The organism is Desnuesiella massiliensis, assembly GCF_001403615.1.
GTDB classification, from domain to species: Bacteria; Bacillota; Clostridia; order Clostridiales; family Clostridiaceae; genus Desnuesiella; species Desnuesiella massiliensis.
In genome coordinates this window covers 110,806-132,029 of the sequence record NZ_LN879451.1, presented here as the reverse complement: position 1 = coordinate 132,029, position 21,224 = coordinate 110,806, and the positions used below count along the sequence as shown (strand labels likewise).

The 21,224-nt window shown below is 31.8% G+C and carries 16 protein-coding genes and 1 other annotated feature; of the genes, 12 read left to right on the top strand and 4 right to left on the bottom strand.

Annotated features, from left to right (window positions below; translation table 11 throughout):
• Positions 1-118: 118 nt before the first annotated feature.
• Positions 119-1,285: a dicarboxylate/amino acid:cation symporter gene (locus BN2665_RS01310; protein ID WP_055665312.1), complete on the bottom strand. Its 1,167-nt coding sequence runs from the start codon at positions 1,283-1,285 to the stop codon at positions 119-121.
• 433 nt (positions 1,286-1,718) lie between these two features.
• Here BN2665_RS01310 and BN2665_RS01305 point away from each other — a divergent pair, with 433 nt between their 5' ends.
• From BN2665_RS01305 to BN2665_RS01290, 4 genes are all read left to right on the top strand, one after another.
• Positions 1,719-2,909 carry a glycine C-acetyltransferase gene (locus BN2665_RS01305; RefSeq protein WP_055665311.1) on the top strand — a complete coding sequence of 397 codons (1,191 nt, stop codon included), beginning with the start codon at positions 1,719-1,721 and terminating at the stop codon, positions 2,907-2,909.
• Positions 2,910-2,957: 48 nt separating this feature from the next.
• On the top strand, positions 2,958-3,914 hold the full coding sequence (locus BN2665_RS01300) for an L-threonine 3-dehydrogenase (RefSeq protein WP_055665310.1): 957 nt from the start codon (positions 2,958-2,960) through the stop codon (positions 3,912-3,914).
• A 182-nt stretch (positions 3,915-4,096) separates the two neighbouring features.
• Positions 4,097-4,534 carry an ACT domain-containing protein gene (locus BN2665_RS01295; protein ID WP_055665309.1) on the top strand — a complete coding sequence of 146 codons (438 nt, stop codon included), beginning with the start codon at positions 4,097-4,099 and terminating at the stop codon, positions 4,532-4,534.
• Positions 4,535-4,561: 27 nt separating this feature from the next.
• Complete coding sequence (locus BN2665_RS01290; protein WP_055665308.1) at positions 4,562-5,116, top strand: uracil-DNA glycosylase; 555 nt, start codon at positions 4,562-4,564, stop codon at positions 5,114-5,116.
• 52 nt (positions 5,117-5,168) lie between these two features.
• Here the strand turns inward: BN2665_RS01290 and BN2665_RS01285 are convergent, their stop codons facing one another.
• Positions 5,169-5,618 (bottom strand): MarR family winged helix-turn-helix transcriptional regulator, encoded by a 450-nt coding sequence (locus BN2665_RS01285; protein ID WP_195892641.1) that lies wholly within the window; start codon positions 5,616-5,618, stop codon positions 5,169-5,171.
• A 350-nt stretch (positions 5,619-5,968) separates the two neighbouring features.
• On the opposite strand from BN2665_RS01285, the gene BN2665_RS01280 reads away from it, so the two are divergent.
• The 7 genes from BN2665_RS01280 (at position 5,969) to metG (ending at position 17,678) form a co-directional block, all read left to right on the top strand.
• Positions 5,969-7,213 (top strand): aminopeptidase P family protein, encoded by a 1,245-nt coding sequence (locus BN2665_RS01280; RefSeq protein ID WP_055665307.1) that lies wholly within the window; start codon positions 5,969-5,971, stop codon positions 7,211-7,213.
• A complete protein-coding gene (locus tag BN2665_RS01275) occupies positions 7,203-7,604 on the top strand; it encodes a zinc ribbon domain-containing protein (RefSeq protein WP_055665306.1) in 402 nt (133 codons plus the stop codon). Before BN2665_RS01280 ends, BN2665_RS01275 begins: the two co-directional genes overlap by 11 nt.
• 372 nt (positions 7,605-7,976) lie before the next feature.
• Positions 7,977-8,630, top strand: a complete 654-nt coding sequence (gene thiT / locus BN2665_RS01270; protein WP_055665305.1) for an energy-coupled thiamine transporter ThiT — start codon at positions 7,977-7,979, stop codon at positions 8,628-8,630.
• Between the two features lie 195 nt (positions 8,631-8,825).
• A complete protein-coding gene (locus BN2665_RS01265) occupies positions 8,826-10,280 on the top strand; it encodes a hypothetical protein (RefSeq protein ID WP_242865878.1) in 1,455 nt (484 codons plus the stop codon).
• Between the two features lie 126 nt (positions 10,281-10,406).
• Positions 10,407-11,804, top strand: a complete 1,398-nt coding sequence (locus BN2665_RS01260; protein ID WP_074042189.1) for an MATE family efflux transporter — start codon at positions 10,407-10,409, stop codon at positions 11,802-11,804.
• A gap of 242 nt (positions 11,805-12,046) precedes the next feature.
• On the top strand, positions 12,047-15,286 hold the full coding sequence (locus BN2665_RS01255) for a DEAD/DEAH box helicase (RefSeq protein WP_055665304.1): 3,240 nt from the start codon (positions 12,047-12,049) through the stop codon (positions 15,284-15,286).
• Positions 15,287-15,386: 100 nt separating this feature from the next.
• Positions 15,387-15,656: a binding site (T-box leader), on the top strand.
• Positions 15,657-15,737: 81 nt separating this feature from the next.
• Positions 15,738-17,678: a methionine--tRNA ligase gene (metG, locus tag BN2665_RS01250; protein WP_055665303.1), complete on the top strand. Its 1,941-nt coding sequence runs from the start codon at positions 15,738-15,740 to the stop codon at positions 17,676-17,678.
• Between the two features lie 169 nt (positions 17,679-17,847).
• On the opposite strand, the gene BN2665_RS01245 is transcribed toward metG, so the two are convergent.
• On the bottom strand, positions 17,848-18,687 hold the full coding sequence (locus tag BN2665_RS01245) for a methyl-accepting chemotaxis protein (protein ID WP_055665302.1): 840 nt from the start codon (positions 18,685-18,687) through the stop codon (positions 17,848-17,850).
• A gap of 49 nt (positions 18,688-18,736) precedes the next feature.
• Positions 18,737-19,417, bottom strand: coding sequence for a Crp/Fnr family transcriptional regulator (locus BN2665_RS01240; protein ID WP_055665301.1), 681 nt, complete (start codon positions 19,415-19,417; stop codon positions 18,737-18,739).
• A 246-nt stretch (positions 19,418-19,663) separates the two neighbouring features.
• Between BN2665_RS01240 and BN2665_RS01235 the strand changes: the two genes are divergently transcribed.
• Complete coding sequence (locus BN2665_RS01235; protein ID WP_055665300.1) at positions 19,664-21,190, top strand: DUF445 family protein; 1,527 nt, start codon at positions 19,664-19,666, stop codon at positions 21,188-21,190.
• Positions 21,191-21,224: the final 34 nt, after the last annotated feature.

Genomic DNA, 21,224 nt, shown 5'->3' with positions numbered 1-21,224 from the left:
CTTAAGTATTCTTTAACGAAAAATGCTTATCAAATAAGATAACCTATGCTAATAGGGACATAGCATAGGTTATAGTAAACTTTAACTTTCTAAATATAGAAAGCTAAAAAGTGGGGGACTAAATTTTAAATTTATTATGAATACTATCTACCATTATAGCAATGGCATTATCACCAGAGACATTGCAAGCAGTTCCAAAGCTATCTTGAGTAATGTATAAAGCAATCATTAATGCAAGCTGAGCTTCAGAAAAACCAAGATTTGTTTGCAATAATCCTAAGGCTGCCATTACCGCGCCGCCTGGAACACCAGGAGCTGCTACCATGGTTATGCCAAGCATAGCTATAAAGCCCACCATTTGAGGAAAGGAAAAGCTGATGTTGTTCAATAACATTAATGCAACAGAGCAGCAAGTTAAAGTTATAGTGCTTCCTGATAAGTGAATAGTAGCACATAAAGGTATTACAAATTCTCTAATCCCCTTTGATACCTTGTTATTTTCCGCACATTTTAAGTTTACAGGTATAGTAGCCGCAGAAGATTGAGTACCGATAGCTGTTAAATATCCAGGTATTTGATTTTTAAGACATTGGAATACATTTCTTTTACCTATGGAGCAAGCTATTAAAAATTGAACTATAATTATAGATATATGGAGAGCTATAACTATTAAGAACACTTTCCAAAATACAGATAAAATTCTTGTAACCTCTCCAGCATAAGTCATATTGGCGAAGATCCCCATTATGTGTATTGGTAGAAGTGGAATTATAATGGCACTAATAGTTTTTTCAATTATCTTTTGAAATTCTACAGATATATTATAAAGAGTTTTTTCCTTTATAGACGCAATGCCAAGGCCTAGTAAAAAGGCTAATAGCAAGGCGCTCATTACTCCCATAATAGGAGGCATATCCACTTTAAAGAAAGGACTTAGCAGTTTTTCCTCAGGATTTACCGCACTTCCTAGAGTGGAAGAAGCTTTTATGAACAGAGGAAAAAATTTAACCGCTACAAAGTAAGCAATAAAACCAGCACAAAGAGTAGATATATAGGATAGAGCAGTAGTTATACCTAATAATTTTCCGGCGCTTCCGCCTAAGTCTGCAATTCCAGAAACCACAAAGCCTAGGATTATAAGAGGTATTACAAAACCTAGGAAATTACCGAATAAAGAATTAAAGGTAGCTAGTATTTGGGTTACAAAGGCTGGAAGGAAGGCACCTATTAAAATACCTATGATTATTGCTGCAATTAATTTTGGTATAAGTCCGATTTTTTTCAAAAAATCACTACCTTTCTAATTTAATAAATAAGTTAATGATGAAAATTCTAAAATATGAAATTTAAAAATAGCAAGGATTCCTTTGTAGCTACAAAATATAAATAAATATTACTTAATAATATAGTGCAAAAACCAGAATGAGTCAATAGTAATCAATTGCCATAGGGCAGAGTATATAAAAATTAATTTGAGAATAATACGTAAAATATGCAAGTTTTTAAAATCAAGATGCAATTAGTAAATATAGTGAAAACGTTTTAAAAAGTGAAAAATAGCTATGTACAGTATCCTAATTTAAAATAAAGGGTATTTTTAATTATTTTTAATGTAGCAATTAAAATATAGATTTGATATAATTATTCTGTAGACAAATATTAAAAAATGTATTCAAGTGAAACACAAATAAATTTAAATATATTAAGGAGGAAATGAAATGGGAAGTAAGGCTTTAAACAAATTTTTAACTGAAAATCTAAACGACTTAAAAAGCAAAGGCTTATATAATGTGATAAATTCCTTAGAAGGAGCAAATGGAGCAATTATAAAAATAGCAGGAAGAGAGTTAATAAATCTTTCTTCAAATAACTACTTAGGATTAGCCACTCACCCAAGAATGATGGAGGCAGCTATAAAAGCTACTAAGGAATTTGGAGTGGGTGCTGGTGCTGTTAGAACTATAAATGGTACTTTAAAAATCCATGATGAATTAGAAAAAAGAATAGCAGAATTTAAACATACAGAGGCCGCTATTGCATTCCAATCAGGTTTTAATTGTAATGCAGGCGCTATTCAAGCAGTAATGAATAAGAATGATGGAATATTATCTGATGAATTAAACCATGCATCTATAATAGATGGTTGCAGATTATCAGGAGCAAAAATAATCAGATATAAACATAACGATATGGAAGATTTAAGAGCAAAGGCTAAGGAAGCTAGAGAAAGCGGTTTATATAATAAGTTAATGGTTATTACTGATGGAGTTTTCTCCATGGATGGAGATGTAGTTAATCTACCAGGCCTTGTAAAGGTGGCAGAAGAGTTCGATTTAATAACTTATGTGGATGATGCTCATGGTTCTGGAGTAATGGGAATGGGAGCAGGTACTGTTAAGCATTTTGGACTTTCCGATAAAATAGATTTCCAAATAGGAACTTTATCAAAAGCCATTGGTGTAGTTGGTGGATATGTGGCGGGTTCTCAAGATCTTATAGATTGGTTAAAGGTTAGAGCTAGACCTTTCTTATTCTCCACATCACTTACTCCTTCAGCAGCGGCAGCTTGCATTGAAGCTATAAATATAATGACTGAAAGTACAGAGCTAGTAGATAAGGTTTGGGAAAATGGAAGATATTTAAAAGAAAACCTAAAGAGACTTGGCTTTAATATAGGGCATAGTGAGACTCCTATAACTCCATGTATAATTGGAGATGAAAAATTAACTCAAGAGTTTAGTAAGAAATTAATTGAAGAAGGGGTTTATGCTAAATCTATTGTGTTCCCTACAGTGCCACTAGGAACAGGAAGAGTTAGAAATATGCCTACAGCTGCACATACAAAGGAAATGCTAGATAACGCCATAGCTATATATGAAAAAGTTGGAAGAGAATTAGGGGTAATTTAAGTATACTTTATTAATATTATATAAAAGATGGGATTTGGAGGAGTAGCAATGAAAAAGATATTAGTTACGGGGTCTCTTGGACAAATAGGCTCAGAGTTAGTTACCTATATGAGAGGAATCTATGGTAATGATAATGTAATAGCAACAGATTTAAGGAGAATAGATGGCTGTGAAGCTGTTGAATCCGGTCCTTTTGAAATATTAGATGTACTGGATGCTAAAAAAATGGGAGAAGTGGCTAAAAAGCATAATGTAGATACTATAATTCACTTAGCTGCTTTATTATCAGCAGTAGCTGAAGCAAAGCCAGTACTAGCTTGGGAAATAAATATGGGAGGACTATTTAATGCTTTAGAAGTAGCAAGAGAATTAAAGTGTTCCTTCTTCACTCCAAGCTCCATAGGTGCGTTTGGGCCAAGTACTCCAAAGGATAATACACCACAAGATACTATACAAAGACCTGAAACTATGTATGGAGTAACAAAGGTTTCAGGAGAACTATTATGTGATTACTATTATAAAAAATTTGGTGTAGATACTAGAGGGGTTAGATTCCCAGGGTTAATATCTTATGTAGCACCTCCAGGGGGAGGAACTACTGATTATGCAGTAGATATTTATTATAAAGCCTTAGAAGACAAAAAATATACTTCTTATATTAACAAAGGTACTTATATGGATATGATGTACATGCCTGATGCTTTAAAAGCCATAGTAAACCTTATGGAGGCAGATTCATCAAAATTAGTTCATAGAAATGCTTTCAATATAACAGCTATGAGCTTTGAGCCAGAAATGATAGCGGCGGAGATTAAAAAGCATATATCAGAATTTGAAATGAGCTATAATGTAGATCCTGTAAGACAAGCTATTGCTAATTCTTGGCCAGATTCCATTGATTCTACCTGTGCGAAAGAAGAATGGGGCTTTAAAGCAAATTATGACTTAGCTTCTATGACTATAGATATGCTAGAAAAATTAAGAGTAAAATTAAATATTAGATAGAAGGGGCTGTTGCACTAAGAATAAATACTGCAATATATTGTATGTAAATTTCTTAATGCAACAGTCTCTCTATATAAAGACAAAAATTTACTATAACTCAATTTGATAATAATTAACATTACATATATAATATTTTTAGAATGAATTTTATAAATAGTACAATAATAGAAAGAGGTGGGAGTATGAGCGATAAGTATTTTATAGTTAATAGTAAAGTACTTCCGGAGGTCTTTGAGAAGGTAGTCAGAGTAAAGGAATTATTATATACTGGCCAAGTAAAAGATATATCTGAGGGTGTTAGAGAAGTTGGAATAAGCAGGAGTGCCTATTATAAATATAAGGATAATGTTTTTTTGGTTTCTGAAGGGGTAAAAGTGCAGAAAGCTACTATTGCTTTACTGCTAGCTCATGAAACAGGAGCGCTATCTGGAGTTTTGGATAAAATTGCAGAAAAGCAGGGAAATATATTGACTATAAGTCAAGATATACCTATAAATAATGCGGCTAATGTTACTATTACCTTTGACATATCTCAGCTAACAATGGACATTAAAGAGCTTATCAATGAAATACAGAATATGAGTAATATTATAAAAGTAAAGCTTATAGCCATGGAATAAAGGTTTAAGGTTTGGAGCTGATTTTTTATGCTACAGTGGAGAGAATTATATGAAGAGTGTTCAAAATGTCATAAATGCATATTAGGTGAAAATAGAACAAATATGGTATTTGGAGATGGAAATCCTAAGGCTAAGATAATGTTTATAGGAGAAGCACCAGGAGCTGATGAGGATAGGCTAGGCTTACCTTTTGTAGGAAGAGGAGGTCAGCTTTTGACTAAGGCCCTCACAGCCTTAGATTTGCAAAGGAATAGAGATTACTATATATGCAATGTATGCAAATGCAGGCCTGAAAATAATAGAACTCCAAGAGAGGAAGAAGCAGAGGCTTGTTTACCTTACTTAAGAAATCAAGTAGCATTAGTGAAACCAAAGATGATAGTTTGTCTAGGGGCTACTGCTATGACCTATGTAATGGGAAAGGATTTTAAAATCACTAGGGATAGAGGAAAATGGATAGAGAGAAAGGGATATCATATCATGGCTATCTTTCATCCGGCAGCTATTTTTAGAGATGAAAGCAAGAAAGTATTGTTCTGGGAGGACTTAAAAATTGTTAAGCAAAAATATTTAAGCTTGTAATAATAACAATGCATAATGCTCTGAGCATTATGCATTGTGCATTGTGTATTAGTTAAAGTCCTTCATTAAAATTATATATAGTCTTTAGTAATTTATTTATGCTTTCTCTTAATTCTACAGCTTCCTCTGAGGAAAGACCAGTGCTGCAAAGTATTTTAGAGGGTACTGATAAAATATCCTTTTTTAATTCTCTAGCTTTTTCTGTGAGTTTAATAATCACTTTTCGTTCATCCTCACTAGAACGCTGCCTAACTAGCAATCTATTTTCCTCCATTTTCTTTAGTAAAGGAGTCAATGTGCCTGAATCTAGGTATAATCTTTCTCCTAACTCTTTAACCGTTATATCATCTTTTTCCCATAAGGCTAAGAGAGTTATATATTGGGTATAGGTTAATCCATGTTGCTCTAAAAAAGGTCTATATAATCTTGTAATTTCTTTTGAGCAGGCATATATAGCAAAACATAGTTGATTATCTAATTTTAATATATCATCATTTATCATATATACTATGCACTCCTTGCAGGCTAATATAATTGTTTTCTAAAATTATATTTTGCACAATTAATTTTATGGTTTTATTTTATATATAATATATATTTTTGTCAACGAAATTATAAAAAATAAGAACACAATGTAAATTTTTTATTGCAGCTTATATAGGAGGCTGTGAAAAAAGGTGTTCTATAGGCTTCCATACACCGAGCGTGGAGCCCCGCGAGTGGACCGTGAAAAAGAACACCTATGTTTTTTACATCCTCCTATAGATAAAATACAATTTTTAAAGTAAAATATAGTTAAAGATTTTTGAGGTATCTTTGTTGAGATATTTAAATTAGAAAGGTTGGGGTGAAATGAAAAAAAAGATTTATGCAGAGAATAGAAAAAACCTTGTTGAAAGGCTAAAGAATAATTCTATATTAATTATGTTTGCAGGAAGTGCTCCTAAAAAGAGTGCTGATGAAGCATATCCATTTACACCAAACAGAAATTTTTATTACTTAACAGGCATAGATGAAGAAAAGATCATATTAATGATAAGCAAAGTAAATGGTAAGGTAGAAGAAACCTTATTTATACAAAAGGCAGATCCAGTGATGGAAAAATGGGTAGGTAAGACTATAAGTGCAGAAGAGGCGAAAGAAATATCAGCTATAGAAGGCATAAAGCATTTAGAGGACTTTGAAGCTACAGTGCATAGGCTTATAACCACATATGATATTGAAAGGATCTATCTAGATCTTGAAAGAGATAGATGGAGCTCTGCGAATTCTATAAGCGGAGAGTTTGCTAATACAATAAAAAATAGGTATCCTCAAATAAAAGTAAAGAATATTTTCAATTCTATATGTGAATCGAGACTTATAAAGAATGAAGAAGAAATAGAAGAGATGAAAAAGGCCATTGATATAACCAAAGAAGGTATAGAAAGTCTAATGAAGAATGCTAAGGCAGGTATGAAAGAGTACCAGTTAGAAGCTTATTTTGATTTCGTTTTAAAGACTAACGGAGTTAAGGATTATGCCTTTAAAACTATAGCGGCTAGTGGGAAAAATGCTACAGTGCTTCATTATGTAGCTAATAATAGTGACATTAAGGACGGGGATTTAATTTTATTTGACCTTGGTGCTCAATTAAATTATTATAATGCAGATATTAGTCGTACTATACCCGCTAATGGAAAATTCACCGAAAGACAAAAACAAATATATAATGTGGTGCTTAAAGCAGAACTAGAGGTAATTAAGGCAATAAAGCCAGGTTTACCTTTTGTGGAATTAAATAATATAGCTAAAAAGCATTTGGCAGAAGGGCTTAAAGAGCTAGGAGTCATTGAAAAAGATGAAGAATTATCTAGATATTATTATCATGGAGTAAGCCACTTTCTAGGCTTAGATACTCATGATGTAGGAAGCAGAGAAGTGGAGCTAAAACCAGGTATGATAGTAACGGTAGAACCAGGCTTATATATTGAAGAAGAAGCTATTGGGATAAGAATTGAAGATGATGTTCTAGTTACGGAAGAGAGCTATGAAGTGCTTTCAAAGGATATAATTAAGACTGTAGAAGAAATAGAGGCGTTTATGAATGAATCTTAATTTTTACAATGGAAGGTATGGCTGGGATAGATTATCTAAGTTTATAGTCATAATAGCGCTACCCTTGCTGCTTTCTGGATATACAGCCTTAACTGGAATTGCTCTAATTATATATGCTCTTTGGAGAAGTTTCTCTAAAAATATTACAGGAAGAAGCAATGAAGCCATAAGGTTTGAAAATTGGCTTAGAGGTTTAGCCTATAAAATGGCTAATGGAGGATTTAAATTTTCTAAAAAATATAAGAATATGTCTATTAATTTAGAAGAGAGAAGAAAGTATAAAATAGTGGCTTGCCCTGAATGTAAACAGAAGCTTCGTTTGCCTAGAGGTAAGGGTAAAGTAATAGCTACTTGTAAGAAGTGTGGTCATGAATTTAGATTAAAGACTTAGTTTAGATTAAAAGACCTATTGATTTTTCAGTAGGTCTTTTAATGTCCAAAAACTAAATCTCTTATGATTCACTGAAATATAATTTTCAAATAATATTGATTATTAAGTATATAAGTTATATAATGAATTTGAAAGCACAATAAAAGAATAAACACGCTAGGGGTGCATTTATGCTGAGAGGGATTGCAAAATCCTAACCCTTAGGCAGCGGAAAAAATAATGTAGCAAAATATAAGAAAAAGCTTAGTTATTTTTTCGAGATGCCTTATACCTGAACTGGATAATGCCAGCGTAGGAAAGCAGGGATAGATTTTAAGACACTGTTTTTCGGCAGTGTTTATTTTTTTATAATTTATAAAAGGAGGAACCATAATGGATTGGTTTAAATTTAATTTTAAGGCTCCAGAAGCTACGGAATCTTTTGCTGCAATTTTCTCAGATCCTATGATTTATATTACTTTATTAGTAGTGGCAGCTCTATTTATTGCATTTGTATATATCAGCAGAGTAAAGCTCACAACAAAGGTTATGATTCAAGTAGCCATTGCCATAGCATTAGGTACTGTGCTAAAAATGTTTACAATAATGAAAATGCCCATGGGAGGTTCTGTGACTCTAGGAAGTATGATTCCTATTATTTTTATAGCCTATGTTTATGGCGCAAGAGTAGGTTACTTAGCAGGCGTATTGTTTGGTATTATTGATTTGCTATTAGGAGCCTATGTAGTGCATCCAGTGCAGCTTTTGCTTGACTATGTATTAGCTTTTGGTGTATTGGGAGCGGCAGGTTATTTTAAAAATAACGTATCCCTAGGAGCGTTAGTTGCTGTGGCTCTAAGATTTATATGCCATGTTATTTCAGGAGTAGTGTTTTTCGCCTCCTATGCAGAGGGACAAAATGTTATAGTATATTCTGTATTATATAATGGCACTTATTTATTACCAGAAGCCATAATAGCTATGATTATTTTAGCTATAATTCCTGTAAAGCGAATAAAGACAGAGATATCAAGAACTTTGGTTTAGATATTGTAAGGAATAATGCAGTTTTAACAACGGAATTAATTTTTTAACAAAATTATAAATAAACACTATCAAATTTATTATTTTTTATAAAGATTTGATAGTGTTTTTATTGTAGAATGGATTTAGAACTAATTATTAATAAAAAATTTAAATTATTCCTATTGAACTAATATTTTTGGGGGGAAAGATCTAATCATGAAAAAGTGTTTTGTACTTTTGTCTTTTGTATTACTTTTAGTTAGTGTTTTTCTAGGTTGCAGTAGGCTTCCTAATACTCCTGGAAAACAACAGGCTGTTATTTCTGAAAGGCTGGCACAGGAACCGCCTAATCAGGAAAAAAAAGTCGAAGAAAAAAAAGTGCCTGAAGAGGTTATAGAAAAGCTTAAAGCCTCTAGAGCGATACATAATAGTAAGGATATGAGAAAATTTCCATATCCCTATAAGGCTATGGTAGCTATATCTTCAGATATTGATAACACAACTTTAGAAGAGTTTGAAAAGTACCATAGATTCTTAAATACAAAGGAAAGGACGGAATTTGGAGAAGGCTTAGGCTTGGATATAGGGGATACCATGTGGGTATTTACAGGAAGTAATGTACCAGAGATAACAGATCTTAAGGGGCATGGTCAGGAGTCGGTAATGACCTACTATAAGGGAACTGATTCAACGGCTATACATGATGGAGAAAAAATAAAACGTTATTATAAGGCTGGATGGATTGATGCACTCCATACCTATGGCGATTTTTCAAGATTAAAGGGAGAGGATATCAGCTTTAGACGTGAATATGCAGAAAAAGCTTGGGAGACCCTTAACAAAGAAAATATGAAGTTTAAAGTGTGGATAAATCATGGTAACCAAAGCAATAAACAAAATTTTGGAGCTAATAATATAGGAAAATACTTTCATTATCAAGAAGGGGACAATGCTAAATCTCCTTATTATAATACAGATCTTGTTATTAAAAATGGGGTAAAATTTTTATGGAACTCTGACTGTAAAGCTGATTTTGAAGTAGACAATCCTTTGTTCCCCATAAATCTTAGAGATGGGAAGCGTATATGGGGATTTCATAGATATACCTATGATATGATTAAAAGTACTGCAGATTGGACATGGACTCCAGAGAATGTTCATAAACAAATAACAAAAGAGAGATTGAACAAACTAGTTAAAGATCAAGGCTATTCTATAATAGCACAGCATTTTGGGGTTAACGCGGAAAAGCTTTTCATAGCAAAGAATATAGAGGCATTAAGGCTTTTAAAAGAATATAAAGAAAATGGACAAATCCTAGTAGCAAGAACCTCTAGGCTTTTAAATTATGCCTTAAATCAACAGTATGTAAAATACTCCTTAGTCAATTTTCGAGATAAGCTTTGGATAAACATCGATTCTATAGCAGATCCTATCTTTGGCGAATTTAAACCAGAGTTAGAGGATTTAGCAGGGCTCACCTTTTATACAGATAACCCAGAAAAGACTTGTATTTTACTTAATTTAAAACCTATTGATGACAAATATATTCAAAGGAATCCTAAGGAGGATAATTCTTTAAAGAGTATTGGATTTAAGTGGTATAAAGAAAACTATCATGACTATACCAAGATAGAAAAAAATGTTTCTAACCTTGATGAGATACATTAGAGGTTATCACAGATGAATTTCTGTATTGATTTTATGGCTTTTGAGGAATCTTATAATTATATTGATTGAGTCTAAAGTTATTTTATAATAAAATAATTCTATAATAAAATGGTGGGGAGAGATTATATGAAAGACATGACCAAAGGCAATGAAGGTAAATTGATTTTTTACTTTACATTACCCATGCTAATAGGAAACATATTTCAACAGCTGTACAATACTGTTGACAGCGCCATAGTAGGAAGATTTTTAGGAAAAGATGCTTTAGGTGCTGTAGGCGCTAGCTTTCCTATAATGTTTTTGCTGATTTCTTTGGTGATAGGCTTCACCATGGGAGCCTCTGTGCTTATATCTCAGTATTTCGGTGCAAAAGATTTTGATAAGCTTAAAAAGACTATAGATACAACCTATATTGTAATATTTTTTGCATCCATAGCCATAACCTTCATAGGAATTATTTTTAGTGGACCTATATTAAGATTAATAAAGACTCCTGAAGAGATAATACCTCAGGCTAAGGCTTATTTAGATGTTATATTCTTAGGAATGATAGCTATGTTTGGCTATAATACTATAAGTGGAGTGCTTAGAGGAGTTGGAGATTCCAAAACTCCCTTATACTTTCTAATTATAGCTACAGGAATAAACATAGTACTTGATTTAGTGTTTGTTGTAGTATTTAAGTGGGGGGTAGCAGGAGCTGCCTGGGCCACCGTAATAGCTCAAGCTTTTTCCTTTTTAGCTAGCATAATTTATTTAAATAAAAGCCATGAGGTATTAAAATTTAATATAAAGAATATGGTATTTGATAAAGAAGTCTTTATCAAAAGTCTAAAACTAGGATTACCTTCTGGTATTCAGCAAATGCTATTTTCCTTTGGAATGATGGCTATGCAAACCATGGTTAATAATTTTGGAGCAGATACCATAGCTGCCTTTACAGCAGCCACAAGGATAGATTCCTTTGCATCCATGCCTATAATGAATTTTGGAGCTGCTATTTCTACCTTTGTAGCGCAAAATATGGGAGCTAATAAGCCAGAAAGGGTAAGAAAAGGATATATCTCCTCAGTGCTTATGTCGGCAGCTATATCCATAGCTGTATCCTTGGTTATTGCCATTTTTGGAAGACAAATGCTGGTGATATTTAGCAATGACGCTAATGTAATAGATATAGGAATGAATTATTTAACCATAGTATCCTCTTTTTATGTTATAGTGTCCACCATGTTTATAACCAATGGGGTGTTAAGAGGAGCTGGAGATGCAATATTCCCTATGATATCCTCTTTACTTTCCTTGTGGATTATAAGGATACCTGTAGCTTATATACTCTCTCCTAAGATAGGCAGTAACGGTATATGGTGGTCTATACCTATAGGTTGGTGCTTTGGATTAGTACTTTCTTTAGGCTATTATAAATTAGGAAAATGGAGAGAAAAGGTGGTAATTAAAGTTGATTCTCAAATAAAAGCTGATGAAAAGGATAAAGAGAAAATTGGCTTTCCAGAAGAAGCAATTTAGATAGACTTAGGTATATAGATATAATTTTTACATTATGACTTTAGGCATTCTTGAAAAATAACTAGTCAGAGTATTAGTAGCTTTGATTATTTACTTTTCAGGAGATGCCTTATTTTTTTACAATTCAATATATCTTTTTTTAGTGTAATTGGGTATAATATTGTTAATAATTTATCAAATATTAATATGGTATGGTTAGGTATCTACTAGCTTTTTTAGAGATGCCTTATAAAGGGGAAATTATGAAAGTCAGCGAAACCTTAATAATAAATTATACGGATGGTGCAACCTATAAAAAAGGAATAGATTATTATAATAATAAAACTGTAGATGATTTTACAGTGCAAATACAATTTAGCGATTTATCAAAAATCAATACTTATGCCATAGATACTTGGGTTAAGTCATTAACCAACAATAATATTTATAATGTACAAGTATCCTTTAATGACTTATGTGGTTTTACTAGCTTTTATTGTGATTGTGAGGTTTTTAGCGGAGGTTACAGGAAAAGAGGTATTTGTAAGCATGTAGTAGCGGTGCTGCTTAAGTATTTTAAAGAAAATGAAAAGAAAACACTAAGAGATAGAAATTCTCTTAGAACAGATAAATTTATAGAGGAAGCTAGAAGCTCTATAGTTTTTATCCCGAAGCCTAAAGAGAATTTGAACCTAGATATTAAATATTGCTATGAAAGGAGTTCTTTTATAAGCTCTTCTATAGAGATTAAAATAGGAAATCATAAAAGCTATATAGTTAAAAATATAACAGATTTTCTAAATGTAGTAGAAGGCGGTGGAATATATGAGTTAAGTAAAAATTTTGTTTTTGATTCCGCCACACATAGATTTTCAGAGAAAGATAGAGATATATTAAATATATTTTTAGAAATAAATGAAATAAATAATTTAAGATATAGAGCTGATCATCACTGCAGCAGTAAGGATACCTTAATAAATGGTAAAAAGTTGTACCTAACTAATAAGTATTTGAAGAGATTGATGTCTTTATTAAAGAATAAAGAATTTGAATGTTGCATAAATGGAAAAGAATATGCGGGCGTGAAATTTAAAGAAGAGAATATGTCCCTTGCTTTTAAAATTTATAAGGGTAAAGAAGATTTTATTATAGAGCATGATAACAATTTTCCCATACCGTTAAATAATAATTTGGATATATTCTTTTTTCAGGGAAATATATATAGGCCTGATGAGGAGCAATTTAAGATTTACTCTACATTTTACAATACCCTTATAAATGGTAGAATATCTTTTCCAAATAGAGATAAAAATAAACTTGGGGCTTATATTATACCTATGTTAAAAATTATATCAACTATAAAATTAGAGGATAATCTAAAAGAGAGTTTTTTTGAAGAAGCTTTAACTATTAAAGCTTATATTGATAGAGAAAAGGATAATGTTATATGTTCTATGACCTTTTGTTACGGTGACATGAAAATAGATGCTGGAGATAATTCTTACAAGCTTAAAGAAGACAAGACACTAATAAGAAATATAAAAGAAGAATTAGAAGCTCTCAAGATCTTAGAACTGTTAGGGTTTAAAGAAATACAAGGAAGGTATAAGTTAGAAGAAGAAGAGGATATATTTAATTTTTTAAGAGAAGGTATATTAAGGCTTCAAGAAATATCTCAAGTTTATTATTCTGAGGAATTTAAAAAGATAAAGGTCTATAAAGCATCTAGCTATAGGTATGATTTAAATCTTGGAGAAGAAGGACTCATAGACTTTGAGTTTTCTATAGAAGGAGTAGATGTTAAGGAACTACCTTTCATATTTAAAAATTACAGAGAAAAGAAAAAGTATTATAGATTAAAAAAAGGCGGGTTTGTAGATTTAGAGGAAGATGAACTTAAAAGGATAGTTAGCATAAATGAAGTGCTATTAGAAGGTCAGCCATTAAAGCAGGGGAAAGTCTTAGTTAATAAGAGCAGAACTTTGTATCTTGAAAGAACTTTAAAAGACTCCTCAGCTGCGAATGTATTTAAAAATAAGGCCTTTCAAGATTTTGTTAAGTCTATAAGTGCTATAGAAGAAGCAATTATAGAAGTTCCCAATTCTCTAAGAAATGTAATGAGGGAATATCAAATTTTAGGATATAAGTGGTTTAAGTTATTGTCTAGCTATGGTTTTGGAGGAATTTTAGCTGATGAGATGGGACTAGGAAAAACCCTACAAGCTATAGCCTTTATACTATCAGAAGACAAAAGTAATCCTTTCTTAATAGTAGCGCCTACTTCTTTAATATATAATTGGAAATTGGAATTTGATAAATTTGCTCCGGATTTAAAACTTTTAGTAATTAGTGGAGATAAGTATGAAAGAGAAGATTATATTGGAGAAATTAAGAGCTATGATGTAGTTATAACCTCCTATGCACTTATGAGAAGGGATATTGATAAATACGAAAATATACTATTTCAAAGCTGCATCTTAGACGAAGCGCAAAATATTAAAAATCATAGGTCACTAAACGCTTTAAGCGCTAAAAGAATTAAAGCGAAATCCTATTTTGCTTTAACTGGAACTCCTATAGAAAATTCCTTGGGAGAATTTTGGTCTATTTTTGACTTTACTATGCCAGGATATCTTAATAGCTATACAAAGTTCATGCAAAGATATGAAAATTCTATCGTCAAATATAGAGAAGACTTTGCTATGGAGGAACTATGCTCTCTTGTAAAACCCTTTGTTTTAAAAAGAACTAAGAAACAGGTGATTTCTGAGCTGCCGCCTAAGATAGAACATAAAATCCTAGTAGAGATGACGGAGGAACAAAAGCAAGTTTATTTTGGATATTTACTAAAGGTAAAGGAAGAACTAAAAAGTGAGCTAAAGGAGGACAAGTCAAAGCATAATAGCATAAAAATATTTTCGGCCTTGACTAGATTAAGGCAAATATGTGTGGATCCTTCTGCATTTATCGAGAACTTTAAAGGAGATAATGGAAAGTTTAATGTGCTAAGTGACCTATTAGAACAATGCATTGCTTCAGGCCATAAAATTTTAGTGTTCTCACAATTTTCGTCTATATTAAAAAAACTGTGTAAAAAATTAAATAAGCAAAAAATTTCTCATCTATATTTAGATGGGCAAATTCCTTCTGACCAGAGGATGGAGTTGGTTAAAGAATTTAATGATGGAGAACATAAAGTATTTCTCATTTCATTAAAGGCTGGAGGAACAGGGCTAAATTTAACCTCTGCTGATGTAGTAATTCATCTAGATCCTTGGTGGAATCCGGCAGTAGAGCAGCAAGCTTCCGATAGATGTCATAGAATTGGACAGACTAAGGTAGTAGAAGTTATAAAGCTTATATGCAAGGATACCATTGAAGAAAAAATATACAATATTCAGGAAAAAAAGAAAGATATAATAAGCGCCATAGAGGATAAATTAGATGCAGCCAAAGCTTTAGAAGGTATATCTATAGAAGAAATCTTAGAACTTCTAGAATAATATGTTAGGTATTGTAAAAAATAATTAATGAGTATACTCCTCTATTTTGGGGATAAGTATTGACAAAAGTTTTTACTTTGACTATGATTTAATTATAAATTAAAATGCTTTGAAAAGAAGAGTAGTAAAGCGAAGGGTCTAAAGAGAGCTGGAAGAGGTGAAAGCCAGCGGCAGGAAGCTTTATGAATATGGTCTTGGAGCAGACTTTTCGAGTCTTAAAGATTAGAATAGTACGGGAGCAACCGTTATATTGCAGGGTGATAAAAGCTAAACCTGTGGATGGAATATGGGTAAAGTGGAGTCACTTATTAAGGTATTTATGGTAACATAAATATAAAGTAGAGTGGTAACGCGTATATACGCCTCTATGTGGATTTTTCCGCATAGAGGTTTTTTATTTATATAATAGATAAAACTAATGTATATGAATAATTTTGAGGAGGAAATAAAAATGTGTAAAGACAAAAGATTTTATATCACAACACCTATATATTATCCATCAGCTAATTTGCATATAGGAAATACCTATACTACAGTAGCAGCAGATGCTCTAGCTAGATTTAAGAGATTAGCCGGTTATGATGTATTTTTTCTAACAGGTACTGATGAGCATGGTCAAAAGATTCAAAGGATAGCAGAGGAAAAAGGCGTTACTCCAAAGGAATATGTAGACGGTATAGTAGCAGGCATAAAGGACTTATGGGATTTAATGAATATAAAATATGATAAATTCATAAGAACTACTGATGATTATCATATAAAAGCCGTCCAAGATATATTTACTAAATTATATGAGCAAGGAGATATATACAAAAGCTCTTATGAGGGCTGGTATTGCACACCTTGTGAATCCTTCTGGACAGAGACTCAATTATTAGAGGGAAAGTGCCCAGACTGTGGAAGACCAGTAGAAAAAGCTAAAGAAGAGGCTTATTTCTTTAAAATGAGCAAATACGCAGATAGATTAATTGAACACATAGAAACTCATCCAGATTTTATACAACCAGAATCAAGAAAGAATGAGATGTTAAATAATTTCCTAAGACCAGGGTTACAAGATTTATGTGTTTCAAGAACTACCTTTAATTGGGGAATACCTGTAGAATTCGATAAAGGCCACGTGGTTTATGTTTGGATTGATGCTCTATCTAACTATATCACTGCTTTAGGTTATGGAAGTGAAAATAAGGAGCTATACGAAAGATATTGGCCTGCAGATGTACATTTAATAGGAAAGGATATATTAAGATTTCACACTATTTATTGGCCTATTATGCTAATGGCGTTAGGAGTAGAACTTCCAAAACAAGTATTTGGTCACGGCTGGCTGCTTGTGGATGGAGGTAAAATGTCAAAATCTAAAGGTAATGTAGTAGATCCTGTGGTTTTAGCAGAACACTTTGGAGTTGACGCTATAAGATATTTCTTATTAAGGGAAATTCCTTTTGGCTCTGATGGATTATTTAACAATGAAACCTTTATAAAGAAAATTAACTCTGATTTAGCTAACGATTTAGGTAATTTAGTATCAAGAACCGTAGCTATGATTGATAAGTACTTTGAAGGACTTATTCCAGCACCTACAGCTAAGGAAGCCATTGATGATGAGTTAATAGGATTAGCTTTAGAAACTGCTAAATTAGTGGAAAAGGCTATAGATGACTTAAGATTGCCAGAGGCATTATCGCATATATGGACATTAATAGGAAGGGCTAATAAGTATATTGATGAGACTACTCCTTGGATTTTAGCTAAGGATGAAGCAAAGAAGGAAAGATTAGGTACTGTACTCTATAATTTAGCAGAGGCTTTAAGGTTTACTTCTGTTTTAGTGTCCTCCTTCCTTCCAGCTACAGCAGAAAAAATTAATAATCAATTAAATGCAGAGCATATTAGTTGGAACAGCTTATCTTCCTTTGATGGAACTAGCGCTGGAACAAAGGTTAATAAGGGAGAGGTTATATTCCCAAGAATAGATGTAGAAGCTAAACTGGCAGAGCTAGATGCCTTAAGAGAAGCTCAGCTTAAGGAAAATGCAAAACCATCCATGAAGCCTTTAAAAGAAGAGATAACCATAGAGGATTTCGAAAAGATGGATTTAAGAGTGGTTAAGGTGCTTCATTGTGAGGCTGTAAAAGGAGCTAAGAAGCTTTTAAAGCTAAAAGTAGATTTAGCTGGAGAAGAAAGACAAGTGATATCAGGCATAGCTCAATACTATAAGCCAGAAGATTTAATTGGTAAATATGTAGTGCTTGTAGCTAATTTAAAGCCTGTTAAGCTAAGAGGGGAATTATCTCAAGGAATGATATTAGCAGCCTCCACTGAGGATGACAGCAAGCTGTTTACTGTATCAATTCCAGGGGAATTACCTACAGGAAGCGAAGTAAGATAATTTTACTACTAAAGATTGAAGATATATTTTTTCTTCAATCTTTTTTGATTATGAAAGAAAAGCAAAGCAAAGAGATTATCCTTATTTTGTAATGTGGATAGAGAATTCAGAACTGTTAGTTAAAAGATGATTAAGAGCAGCTTGTCTAGTAACAAGCTGCTCTTAATCATTAATTTATCTCTTTAACCTTATCTATGATTTCATGGCTTAAATCTAAATGAGAATTACCGGATTGCTTAATGGTTTTTATTTTATCTGATATTGTGTCTATTTTATTAACTACATTATCAAAGCCGTCATTTGCTTGGGTAGCAATATTAACACTATCAACTTTTCCTTTATTTAATTCTTTTATTTGATTGTTAGCTTTATCTGTAATAGAGTAGATTTCTTTTACCGTGTTTTGTATACTTCCTAGTAAACCAGTAGTATTAGCTGCTAGCTTTTTAATTTCTTCAGCAACCACAGAGAAGCCTCTTCCAGATTCACCTGCACGAGCAGCCTCTATGGAAGCATTCAGTGAAAGTAATTCTGTTTGAGAAGCAATGGTGTTGATTTGGGAGGAGATGGTTTCTATGGACTTTACGTGGGATAAAAGATTTTCAAAAGTATCAGTAAATTTATTTATGGTGGTTTCTGTGCTAGAGGTAGTACCTAACATATTGTTTAAGGTATTTCCAGCATTTTTAGCAGTATTTTTAATGTCAGAGCTTATATTGTTTATTTCTTCAATATTATTTATTATCCATTTATCCTGAGAAACTAAATCTTCTAATAAATTTTTTATGGTATTAGCTAGGTCAGCATAAGAATAATTGTATGTACTAGTAGCGGCGGTTTCTGTTAAAGCAACCATATCTTTCTTTAAGCTTTCATTCTCAGACTTTAAGGCATTATATTCTTTAGTTATGGAGCGTAACTCCTCTGATTTAATATTATTATCCTCTGTTAGCTTTTGTAATTGTTCTTTTAATTCGGAAATCTCTTTTTTGTATTTACCCGAAAACATAATATCACCTCATATTATTTATAGTGAGCAATTAAATTTTATCATATTTTTAAAGATTCGCTTTTAATAGTTTAATATCCTTTATTTGTATAACATCTTTATCATAATCAATTAAATTTTCTTCCTTCATCTTTATCAATTCTCTAGATAGGGAAGGCCTCTGAATACCTAGTTTGTCAGCCCATTCTTTTTTTGACATAGGTAAGGTTATATAGCTACTTTTTGAAGTGTTATATTGTATAATCAAGAATTCACAAATCTTTTGACGAATAGTTTTTAAAGTTACCTCTTTAAGCTTTGAACTTAGGGCTACAGCTTTATTGGATAATATTTTTAAAAAGGCATAAAGGAAGAATTCATTTTTTTGACATAAGGATGCCACAGATTCTTTGGGTAAGTTTAGAACCCTTGAACTAGACTTAGAAATTACGGTCATAGGATATAAATTTTTGTCTCCAAATAATAGATTTTCTCCAAATACATCTCCAGTCTTTAGATTTGCTACAGTAAGTATCTTTCCGTTAGGGTCTATCTTTTGTATTTCTATATTTCCTTCTAATAGTATGCTTAAATTTTTACAGAGCTCATCCTCCATAAAAACCACATCATCTTTTTCATACTCTTTTATCGTATAATTAAAATCATTCATTAGATTAATTATGTCTTCTTCAGAAAAATTTTTAAATAAAGATATATTTTTAAGAGTAGTAATGTATTTTCTCAAAACCATAGATTTTACAGACCTCCTCCAATAGAAGTATTTTATATTTATTATAACTTAATTGATAATATTTTTTAACTAATAAATTTTAGATGCCTTAACAAAGATTTTTATTGTATATCTTTATATAGGTTACTATAATATAATTTGAAAACTACAATTATATATCATAAGTAAGCTCAATTCTATGCAAATTAAAAGCTATAAATAATTATTAAAAATTAATTTACTAAAGTTAGAAAGGAAGTAATATTCATGCTTATAAAGTATTTAACAGCCTCCTTGGTAGGTGCTATTATAGGATATATAACCAATTGGCTGGCTATTAAAATGTTATTTAGACCTCATGAGGAAAAAAAGGTTTTAGGCATTAAGATACCCTTTACTCCAGGTTTAATACCTAAGGAAAGATATAGAATTGCAAAAAGTGTAGGAGAGACCATAGGTACGCACCTGCTTTCAAAAGAAACTATTGTAGAAGCTTTAAATAGCAATAAAATGAGAAATCATACAAAGGCTTGGATAGCATCTAAGATACAGGATCTTTCACATTGTGAAGATACTGTAGAGCATAAACTAAAGACTGTGTTTAAAGATAATTATGAAGGTACATTATTACAAATAAAAACAGATATGGCGAGGTATTTTTATGAAACTATAATAAGCTCGGAAGGCTTTAAGCAAAAAATTGGTCAGATTATATCAGAGAATTTTAAAAAATTAGTTAAGCATAAACCTATCAGCTTAATAGAAGTGGTAGGAGAGTCTAAAATTAAAGAGGGACTAATGGATGTAATAAACACTTATAAATCTTCTGAGGAGCTTAAAGAATGGTTTAATAATAAGGCTTATAAAAGGCTAGATGAGCTTAAATCTGACGAAAGACTATTAAAGGATGTGCTACCTCAGGAGCTTATAACTGCGGCTAAATCCTATATATTTAATAATAGAAAAGAGATAAGTAAGCTTTTAGAAGATTCACTATCAGAGCCTGAAATAGAACACAAGCTTAAAATGGCCATAGGTGAGGGCGTTAGCGCCAATGTTAATCCGTTAATGGCTATGTTTTTAAACTCGGAAACCATATATGGTAAAGTTAAAAGTTTTATAACTAAATATCTTCAAGAAGAAGAAAATCAGATATTTTTATCTAATTCCTTGATAGGTTTATTAAATAAACTTATTAATAATAAGGTTTCAGAGGCACTAGAGAATGTTCACCCATATATAAAAGAAGGGACTATAGAGGAAGTTTTAACTTATATAAGCGATAAGATAGCAACTGAGGAGCTTATTGATAAGGTTGTAGAAGTAGTTTTAGATAAAGCTAAGGAAGTTAATTCTTTAGAGGAAATTCTATTGAATATAGATCAAAGCTACGAAGAAAAGGTTAATGCCTTATTAAGTAATAAGCTTCAAGAGTTTATCGAAGGAGAACAAATTCATATCTATATAAAGGATTTTATAGATATGGGTGTATATCATATAATGAATACTGAAATAGCAACTATGGTTTCAGGAAATGAAGAAACTATGATAAATATATTAGATAACTCTGCTGAAAGCTTAATTAATAAATTTATTGAAAAGGAAGCTATGAATGTAATAGAGCTTTTAAACATTCCTAAAATAGTGGAAGAACAAATAAATTCTTTTGATGTGATGTTTGCAGAAAAGATAATACTTGAAATAGCCAGCAAGGAATTAAGTGCTATAACTTGGTTAGGGGCACTATTAGGAGCAATAATAGGTATATTATCACCAATATTAAATTCTATATAAGACGTCTCCAAAAAAATAACTAGTCACTTTACTC

Bases quoted from the DNA above. Each gene is read 5' to 3' on its own strand.
- BN2665_RS01235 (WP_055665300.1), top strand. From the start codon at position 19,664: ATGCTTATAAAGTATTTAACAGCCTCCTTGGTAGGTGCTATTATAGGA.
- BN2665_RS01305 (WP_055665311.1), top strand. From the start codon at position 1,719: ATGGGAAGTAAGGCTTTAAACAAATTTTTAACTGAAAATCTAAACGAC.
- BN2665_RS01275 (WP_055665306.1), top strand. From the start codon at position 7,203: ATGAATCTTAATTTTTACAATGGAAGGTATGGCTGGGATAGATTATCT.
- metG (WP_055665303.1), top strand. From the start codon at position 15,738: ATGTGTAAAGACAAAAGATTTTATATCACAACACCTATATATTATCCA.
- BN2665_RS01240 (WP_055665301.1), bottom strand. From the start codon at position 19,417: ATGGTTTTGAGAAAATACATTACTACTCTTAAAAATATATCTTTATTT.
- thiT (WP_055665305.1), top strand. From the start codon at position 7,977: ATGGATTGGTTTAAATTTAATTTTAAGGCTCCAGAAGCTACGGAATCT.
- BN2665_RS01290 (WP_055665308.1), top strand. From the start codon at position 4,562: ATGCTACAGTGGAGAGAATTATATGAAGAGTGTTCAAAATGTCATAAA.
- BN2665_RS01260 (WP_074042189.1), top strand. From the start codon at position 10,407: ATGAAAGACATGACCAAAGGCAATGAAGGTAAATTGATTTTTTACTTT.
- BN2665_RS01300 (WP_055665310.1), top strand. From the start codon at position 2,958: ATGAAAAAGATATTAGTTACGGGGTCTCTTGGACAAATAGGCTCAGAG.
- BN2665_RS01280 (WP_055665307.1), top strand. From the start codon at position 5,969: ATGAAAAAAAAGATTTATGCAGAGAATAGAAAAAACCTTGTTGAAAGG.
- BN2665_RS01285 (WP_195892641.1), bottom strand. From the start codon at position 5,618: ATGATAAATGATGATATATTAAAATTAGATAATCAACTATGTTTTGCT.
- BN2665_RS01245 (WP_055665302.1), bottom strand. From the start codon at position 18,687: ATGTTTTCGGGTAAATACAAAAAAGAGATTTCCGAATTAAAAGAACAA.
- BN2665_RS01255 (WP_055665304.1), top strand. From the start codon at position 12,047: ATGAAAGTCAGCGAAACCTTAATAATAAATTATACGGATGGTGCAACC.
- BN2665_RS01265 (WP_242865878.1), top strand. From the start codon at position 8,826: ATGAAAAAGTGTTTTGTACTTTTGTCTTTTGTATTACTTTTAGTTAGT.
- BN2665_RS01295 (WP_055665309.1), top strand. From the start codon at position 4,097: ATGAGCGATAAGTATTTTATAGTTAATAGTAAAGTACTTCCGGAGGTC.